Origin of the sequence: Bradyrhizobium sp., from assembly GCF_028868675.1 — a bacterium.
Lineage (GTDB): Bacteria > Pseudomonadota > Alphaproteobacteria > Rhizobiales > Xanthobacteraceae > Bradyrhizobium.
Genome location: NZ_JAGWUA010000269.1, coordinates 1 through 5,109, shown reverse-complemented (window position 1 = coordinate 5,109; position 5,109 = coordinate 1). Strand labels below are relative to the sequence as shown.

General features: G+C 64.0%; 4 protein-coding genes and 1 pseudogene. 3 read left to right on the top strand and 2 right to left on the bottom strand.

From position 1 onward, the window contains the following. Positions 1-430, top strand: a pseudogene (locus KGM94_RS23260) (polyphosphate kinase); the annotation flags it as partial. 99 nt (positions 431-529) lie between these two features. Here KGM94_RS23260 and KGM94_RS23255 read toward each other — a convergent pair. Then, positions 530-1,426: an OmpA family protein gene (locus KGM94_RS23255; protein WP_300264511.1), complete on the bottom strand. Its 897-nt coding sequence runs from the start codon at positions 1,424-1,426 to the stop codon at positions 530-532. Here KGM94_RS23255 and KGM94_RS23250 point away from each other — a divergent pair. Both KGM94_RS23250 and KGM94_RS23245 read left to right on the top strand, forming a co-directional pair. After that, complete coding sequence (locus KGM94_RS23250) at positions 1,401-2,645, top strand: FtsX-like permease family protein (protein WP_300264509.1); 1,245 nt, start codon at positions 1,401-1,403, stop codon at positions 2,643-2,645. The two genes, KGM94_RS23255 and KGM94_RS23250, sit on opposite strands and share 26 nt — an antisense overlap. A gap of 56 nt (positions 2,646-2,701) precedes the next feature. Then, positions 2,702-3,364: an ABC transporter ATP-binding protein gene (locus KGM94_RS23245; RefSeq protein WP_300264512.1), complete on the top strand. Its 663-nt coding sequence runs from the start codon at positions 2,702-2,704 to the stop codon at positions 3,362-3,364. 656 nt (positions 3,365-4,020) lie between these two features. Here the strand turns inward: KGM94_RS23245 and KGM94_RS23240 are convergent. After that, positions 4,021-5,109 (bottom strand): efflux RND transporter periplasmic adaptor subunit (locus tag KGM94_RS23240; protein ID WP_300264507.1); only part of this gene is annotated, 1,089 nt, incomplete at its 5' end.

Sequence of the window (5,109 nt, the reverse complement as noted above, 5' to 3'; positions counted from 1 at the left end):
CGATCGATCCTGGTACGGAAGGGTTCTGGTCGAGCGTATCGAGGGCTTCTGCTCCGGCTCCGACTGGATGAGGGCCTACAGCGAGATCAACGATTTCGAGGAGTCGATGATCCGCCACGATATCGTGGTCGCCAAGTTCTGGCTGGCCATCAGCAAGGACGAGCAGTACCGGCGCTTCAAGCAGCGCGAGCAGGTCGCCTTCAAGCGCTTCAAGATCACCAGGGAAGACTGGCGCAACCGCAAGAAGTGGCCGGAATACGAAGTCGCGGTCTGCGACATGGTGGATCGCACCTCGACCGCAGTTGCGCCGTGGACCCTGGTCGAGGCGAACAACAAGCATTTTGCCAGGGTCAAGGTCCTGAAGACCCTTTGCCTGGCGATCGAATCGAAGCTGGAATCGCTGCCGAAGCCGGACAAGAAACGGCGGTAGCGTCACGCGCGCGCTGCGCCGGCGCAATGGCAACGGGGCGGCCATTTCCGCGATGGCCGCCCCGCTCCGTTCTGCCATGTCGGCAGGATTGCCGGCGCTTTACCGTCCGGACGCTGCTTCCTGCTTGGTCTCCAGGTTCATGATCTGGACACGGCGGTTTTCCGCGGCGTACGGATCGGCCTTGTTCTTTAGCTGCTCCTTGCCGTAGCCCGCCGACACCAGCGTATCGTCGCTGATCTGGAAGCGGCGGACGAGGAAGTCCTTGACCGCCCGGGCCCGGCGCTCCGACAGGCGCTGATTGTATTCCTCGCCGCCCTTCGCGTCGGTATGCCCGCTGATCAGATAGACGCCTCCCTTCAGGTCGGCGTTGGTGAGTGCGCGGCCGAGATTGACGAGATCCGGTGAGGCCTGCGACGTGATCTCCGACGAATTGTAGTCGAAATAGATCTCGAGATCGATGCTCGGCCGCTCGCCGGCGACCGCCGCGAGCTCGTTGCGTTCGTCGCCCGTGAGCGAGCGCGTTCTGGACGACGCCCGCAGGTTGTTGATGACGTTCTGTCGCTTGATGTCCTTCGCCTCGGGCGTCCCGGAGAGGCTGCGAACCAGTGGCGGCGGCCTCAACGCGTTCAATATCTGGGCCTCGCTGGGTCGTTCGGCCGCGCTTGCGAGTCCGCTGCCTGCGAACCACAAGAGCCCGCCTGCGACGAGCGTCAATGCGCGGGTAAATCCATGCCTGCGGTGATGATATGTCATGCGTCCCTGCCCTGTGGGTGCCGTGGAGCCGTTGGAATAAGGATGAGCCCCCGGCCGTCCGTTCACCTTGATGGAGATCAAAGAGAGCCGGGCCCTTGCGACTAGAAATGATAGTGCTCCTTGCGGCATCGATGCGCGGAGCGGGCCGGTTGCGATCGTCTGACGGCGACATCGAGGGCGGATACGAGGCCTATTCTCGCTTGGGAGAACGAACCGGATGACGATGCCGCCGATCTTCTTCATCGCCTGGGCCCATGTCACGAACCGCGTGCGGCAGACGTTCATCGGCGTCATCGGCGTCGCCACCGGCGTCGGCTTCACGATCATGATCGCCGGCGTCATGGAGGGCAGCCAGCGCCAGTTCGTCGGCACCCTCGTCGACGCGATGCCCCACATCACCATCACCGACGAGCACCGGTCGGTCTCGCTGCAGCCTGCCGAGCAGATCTACGGCGCCGCGCAGCGATCGAATTTCACGGCGACGGAGAAGCGCGCCGGGATCACCAACTCGAACCTGGTCATCGGCTCGCTTCGCGACTGGCTGCCCGGGGCGATCGCGCCGTCGACCAAGGTGACGGGCATGATCATGTCCGGAAACGCGCGCTTCGGCGTCACCGTGACGGGCATCGATCCGCGCCAGGAAGAGCGCGTGTCCAAGCTGGCCAGGCAGATGGTGGCGGGCGAGCTCTATTCCCTGGGGCGGGGATCCAACGCGGTCCTGCTCGGAAATGCCCTTGCCGTGAAGATCGGGGCGCGTGTCGGAAGCAGCCTGACGATCACGCCCGGAACGGGAAACCCGGTCACGGTTCAAGTCATGGGCATCTACCGCTCGGGGGTGCGCGCGGTGGACGAGACGACGGTCTACAGCCTTCTGCGTACGGCCCAGATGATGGCCGGACAGCCCGACCTAGTGAACGAGCTGCGCGTGTCGCTCGATCAGGCATTCCGCGCCGAAGAGATCGCCAGCAAGATCGAGGGACAGACCGGCTACCGCGCCGTGCCCTGGCAGGCCGCCAACGCCGACCTGCTCTCGTCCTTCAAGGTCCAGGAGAAGATCACGGACGTCATCATGGCGGCCATGATGCTGGCGTCCACCTTCGCGATCTACAGCATCATTTCGACCATCACCAACGAGAAGCGAAACGACATCGCGATCATGAAGTCGCTCGGCATGAAGGAGTATTTCGTGCAGGCCATCTTCATCATCGAGGCGGGCCTGATCGCGCTGGTCGGCATTCCCGTGGGCTGGCTGGTCGGATATCTCCTGTGCATCGCGATGACGCACATCCGATACGAAAACCCCATCACCGAGGGCGCGCTGGCGATCGCCATTTACTACTCGCCGGTGCACTATGCCGTGGTCGGGCTGATCACGCTCGGATGCTGCCTGATGTCGGCGTTCCTGCCGGCGCGCAAGGCCAGCCACGTTCACCCCGTCGACATCATACGCGGCGCCTCATGAGCGAAGTCGTCGTTCAGACCGAACACCTGTTACGGCGCGTCGAGAGCGGCGACACGATGGCGACGATCGTCAATGGCATCGACCTGACGGTCTATGAGGGAGAGTTTCTCGCGATCACGGGGCCGTCCGGATCAGGCAAGTCGTCTCTGCTGTACCTGATCGGCCTCTTGGACGCGCCGACGGCCGGAGACGTCCATATCTGCGGTCAGGCGACCTCCGCCATGTCCGAGTCGGAGCGGGCGGACATGCGGCTCGCCAAGCTCGGATTCGTGTTCCAGTTCCACTTCCTGCTGCCGGAGTTCACCGCGCTGGAGAACGTGATGCTGCCGATGCGGACGCTCGGCAAATTGTCGATGGCCGAGATGCGCGAGAAGGGCACGAAATTGCTGACCGCGCTGGGGCTCGGCGACCAGGTGAACCGCAAGCCGGGCCAGCTCTCGGGCGGGCAGCGCCAGCGCGTGGCCATCGCCCGCGCGCTCTCCAATGATCCCGCGATCATCATTGCGGACGAGCCGACGGGAGCTCTCGATACGATCGCAACCGACCAGGTGTTCAAGATCCTGCGCGACGTCGCCAACAGCGGCCGGACGGTGATCGTCGTCACCCACGACGTCAAGCTGGCCGCAAAGGCCGACCGCCGGGTCAATGTCGTCGACGGCAAGATCTCCGAGATCGTCGTCAACGAGGCGGCAAAGGCGCCGGCTCCGGCCACAAATTAGAGCGTGATGAGATCAAGGCGGCGGCTGCTGAGGGGGGGCAACGGGTTTTGCCGGTCACGCGCCGCTCGGCTACCGGCGTGCGCTACAACGTATTCAACAACAGCGTGATTCTTGCGAATGGCGCTGGCGCAACGTTCTTGCCGGATTGTAGCTCTGGGACGTTCTCTACCGGCGGGCAGTACAACTGAAAAAGAAAAGCTCTGTCACCGCAATGAGGCCCACCCTTATGAACCCGAGCTCAGGTTTTGCTGCACTTCGTTCGCGAAGCCGGTGGGTTTCTCGGAAAGAGGAAAATATAGCGCAGCGGACCGCGCTTCATCTTCAACATCACTCTCGTGAGCCTTGGCCAGCCCCCTCACCGGTGAAGGTCTCCGTGCTGCCGAGCGGATAGGTCGTGGTGGGAAGCCGGTCCAGTCCGTCGTCGGCGAAGCTCGTGGCGTGACCATTGGCGTCGGTCAGGCTGGCGAGAAGGGCCTAGCTGGTCACGCGCAGCGATGGTGGCATAATGCCACTGATTTGCCCGACGCGTCAAGTTGTTTTCGGAAGAAACGAACCGGCGCCAACGGTCAACAGTTGCTCTTGGCCCACTGTGCATGGGGTTGAACCGCTGTTTTTGTTGCCGGCGGCGGAAGCCTCGGGCCGGCCCCCCAAATCCGCTAATACCGGCTCTGGGCATCCCTGCGGGCGTCGCTCACGGCGTTGTTCAGGTGGGTCGACAGCGAGTTGGCGATGTCCTGGTCGACGTAATCCTGCGTTGCGGGCCGGCTCCCACTGTCCGGTTTGGCCGCGGATGGCGCAGGCTGCGGGCTTGCGGGCGCCTCGAACCTGACCCGCTTGCCGTCGGCCAGATCCTTGCGCGCCGGCACCAGCAGGGTGACGCCCGGCGAGAGATTGCCCTTGATTTCGGTTGCGCGGGTACCGCGGACGCCGGTCGAGACCGCGACGCGCTTGACCTTGCCGTCGGCGACGACCTGCACGGTGCCGTCGAACACCGCCTCGTTCGGGACGACGATGGCGGACGGGGTTTCCCGGAAGATGATGTTGACCTCGACGTTCATGCCGATCTTCAGCGGGGTGTTGGTCGGCAGCCGGAGATAGACGCGGAAGGACTTCTTCGTCGGATCGCCCTTCGGGGTGATCTGCGAGACCGAGGCGCGCATCGGCTGGTTCGAGAACGCCTCGTTGGTCAGGAAGGCGGTCTGGCCGACGGCCACGTGCAGAATGTCTTCCTCGTTGATTTCGGCGACGACCTGCAGGGGCGAGGCCGTGCCGACCCAGAACAGCACGTTCGAGGGATCGACGATCTCGCCGACCTCGCCGTCGCGGCGCAGCACCACGCCGTCCATCGGGGCGCGCAGCACCAATTGGTCGATGCGGCTCTTCTGGGCCGTGATGCGCGAGGAGGACTGGTCGACGGCGGACCTGCGCTGGTCCAGTTCGGCCTGCGGCTTGGCGTCCTTGATCGCCCGATCGAGGTCCCTCAAGAGCTGTTGATGCGCCGTTTCCATCTCCTTGAGCTGCGCCTTCTCTTCCGCGTCGTCCTGCTGGCCGAGCACCTGGCCCTGCTTGACGGTGGAGCCCTCGCAGTGACAGAGCTGCACGAGGCGACGGCGCTGGACCGGAAACACCTTGGCCCATTGCACCGGCTCGACGATGCCGCTGCCGTAGACGAACTCGGAGACCGGCGCGAGAGTCGCAGTCCCGACCTTCACGAGCAGCGGTCGGCCATAGTAGAAATAATATCC